Here is a 2,764-nt window from a genome sequence, read left to right as displayed (position 1 = left end):
CGCGCGGCGGCGAGCCGGTCCAGCGCGCTCTGCACCGGAGGCGCGCCGTTCAGCGGAACCCCGGGCGGCATGGCGCGCTCGCCGAGCATGCCCTGGAGCCGGGACAGGTAGTAGTGCCGGGAGTCGGCCTCGGGCTGCGCGGGGATCTCGCCGTTGCCGTCGCGCAGCCCCTGGTCGGACAGCGGGTGCGAGGCCAGCCAGGACCGCAGGTCGTCGATGGCGTCGTTGCGGGCCCGGGTGTCCTGCCCGTGCCAGGTCAGCTGGACGAGCGGGTAGTCCATGCTCGGCAGGCCGACCGCGTAGTACGGGTGCAGCCGCCAGCGCGCGTTCGACGTGGTGGCGGGGTCGACCGGGCCGCAGCGGTCGCCGAGGGCCCGGCCGGCGTCGTAGTCGGCGAGCACCTGCTCGGGGACGGCCACCGCGACGTCCGACGGAGGCTCCTGGTTGAGGGCCGCCCGCGCCCGGAACCGGCACAGCAGCGTCACCGCGTCCGGCGCGACGAGGTCGGGCGGGCTCGCGAACTTCTCGTCCGCGCTCGGGGACGACCCCGGCTGCGCGTCGTACAGCGCCGGGGTGACCTCCAGCGCCGCCGACGAGGTGTCCGGGACGGGACGGGCGATCCCGCGCAGCTTCACCCCGGTCTGCGCGATCTGGTTCAGCAGCGCGCCCACGCTCTGCTTGAGCGGCGCGCTGTAGGGGCTCGCGACCGCCGCGTCCGCCTTGGGGAAGAGGGCGAGGACCATCGGCGAGGTCCCGAGCGAGTGGGAGAGCGTCCGGAAGCGCGGATCGCCGCTGCCCGAGCCGGGCTGCCCGGCCCCGGCCCCGGTCGAGGCCTGGCCGCCGGCCGCCTGCCCACCGCCGCCCTGTCCGCCGCCCGGGCCCGCCTGGCCGGTGTGCGGGACGAAGTCGAGCTCGGCGCTGGTCGCCGGGATCCACACGTCCGGCTGCGGGCCGACGAGCTGCCGGTCGTCGCCGGTGTCGTTGCGCCGCCAGACCCGGCTGAACGCGTCGTACAGCGAGACCGGGCCCGGCTCCGGGACGACCGTGACCGTGTACTGGCGGCAGCCGCCGTCGGTGCGGTCGGCGACGAACTCCGCCGCCGCCGCGCGCAGGGGCGTCTGCATTTCGGGCGCGGTCAGCACGCGCAGCTCCAGTGGCTGCCCGCAGGGTTGGGCCGCGTTGCGCAGCGCCCGCACGCCGAGCGCGGCCAGCAGCACCAGGACCATCACCGCGGCGCCCGCGAGCAGGCACGCTAACGCCTTGGCCATCCACGCCAGCGTCGTGGTCGCGCCCGCCAGGATGTTGTGCACCAGGTCCGGACGCGACCGCCAGACGAACACCGACACCGCGGCCAGGACCGTGAGGGTGACGATCGAGTTGAGCCAGAAATAGCCGTGGAAAACGGTCACCAGCAGGCCGACCAGGATGGACGAGCACAGCTCGAACGCCATCACCTCGGTGAGCCGCCGAAGGGGCGGACGGCTCTCCTCGGCCGGGGGCGGGCCGTGCTCGCCCGGCGGCGGGGTGCTCTCGGTCTCCGGACCGTTCATCCTGGCCTCGTCGTCGCCGTGCCGCCCTGCGCGGCACGTACTGCCGGTGACCGCCGCGCCCCGGTGGCCGCGCCGGCCACCACTGTCGGTCACCGCTTGCTGTCGCCGAATCGCTCCCAGCGTAGTGAGCCCGATGCGATCGCGGACCGGAAAACCGCGACCATGATCGGCCGTTTGTTCCCCGTCGGTGGAAATGGCGGCGGCGGATCGGCGTCCTTCCCCGCCCCTACCCCGGGCGGAGCGGACCCGCCCCCGCGGACGGCGGGTCCGGCCGATCCCGGCCACGGGAAGGAGGTGTGGCGGGGGACGGGAAGCGGTGGGGGAGGCAGGGGAAGGGGATCAGAGCGCGGCGTCGCGGCGGGCCTGGAGCAGGCCCGTGTAGTCGTGCGCCCCGGTCAGGACGGCCCGGTGGACGGCCCGCGCGATCCGCGCGCCCCAGACCGAGCGCGGCCCGGCGAACGGCTCGGCCTCGGGCTCAAGATCGGGCTCGCGACGCCGCGTGGCGCCGGGGGCGGGCGCGGCCACGCAGATGGCGTCGGACGCGGTGCCGGTGCCCGCGTACCCGGCCTCCAGCATCGCCTGCGACTTGGCCTCGGTCGCCGTCATCACCGCGTTGACCAGCGCCGCGTCCGTCAGCGGGACCGGCACCGACACCACGATGTTGATCGTCCCCGGGCGCGGCATCACGCCGTCCAAACGGATCGGGGCGAGTTCGGGATCGGCGGCGCCCGCGGGCGCGGCGGCCCAGGTCGGCACCCGCAGGCCGACGGTCGCGGAGACCCGCACCCCGCCGTCCCCGGCCTGCTGCGTGCGCTCGACGGACGCGGCCGTCAGCATCCCGACGCCCGGCCCGTCGAGCCCGTATTCGGCGGCCAGCTCCAGCAGGTGGTCGACCGGGTCCATGCGCGAGTAACCGCCCGCGACCTGCGCGTTCAGAACCCAGCGCGCGGACGTGATGCCGCCTCCGAGCATCGCCGACGAGATCATCCGGAGGCCGCCGCCGGGCCGCCAGACCGTCGCGGCCAGGCGCGCGCCGTCCTCCTCACGCCAGTGCAGGTCGATTCTCACCCGGCGGCCCCTTCGGCTGAACGGTTCGGACGCTCCAGCGCCAGCAGCGGACGCCCCTCCGCATCATGGGCCACACTGACGTGCGCGTCGAAATGGGTGGCGACCGTCTCGCGCGTCAGCACCTCGGCGGGCGGCCCGGACGCGGC

Annotated in this window: 2 protein-coding genes; both read right to left on the bottom strand. The window is 75.5% G+C overall.

Translation table 11 applies throughout. The annotated features are described in order from the left end of the window. Nucleotides 1-1,550 (bottom strand): hypothetical protein (locus AB0J52_RS35040; protein ID WP_500187199.1); only part of this gene is annotated, 1,550 nt, incomplete at its 3' end. Nucleotides 1,551-1,889: 339 nt separating this feature from the next. Then, nucleotides 1,890-2,612 carry an adenosylcobinamide amidohydrolase gene (locus AB0J52_RS35035; protein WP_500187200.1) on the bottom strand — a complete coding sequence of 241 codons (723 nt, stop codon included), beginning with the start codon at nucleotides 2,610-2,612 and terminating at the stop codon, nucleotides 1,890-1,892. Nucleotides 2,613-2,764: the final 152 nt, after the last annotated feature.

This window comes from Spirillospora sp. NPDC049652 (genome assembly GCF_040675125.1).
Lineage (GTDB): Bacteria > Actinomycetota > Actinomycetes > Streptosporangiales > Streptosporangiaceae > Spirillospora.
This window is presented reverse-complemented; position numbering and strand designations above follow the sequence as displayed.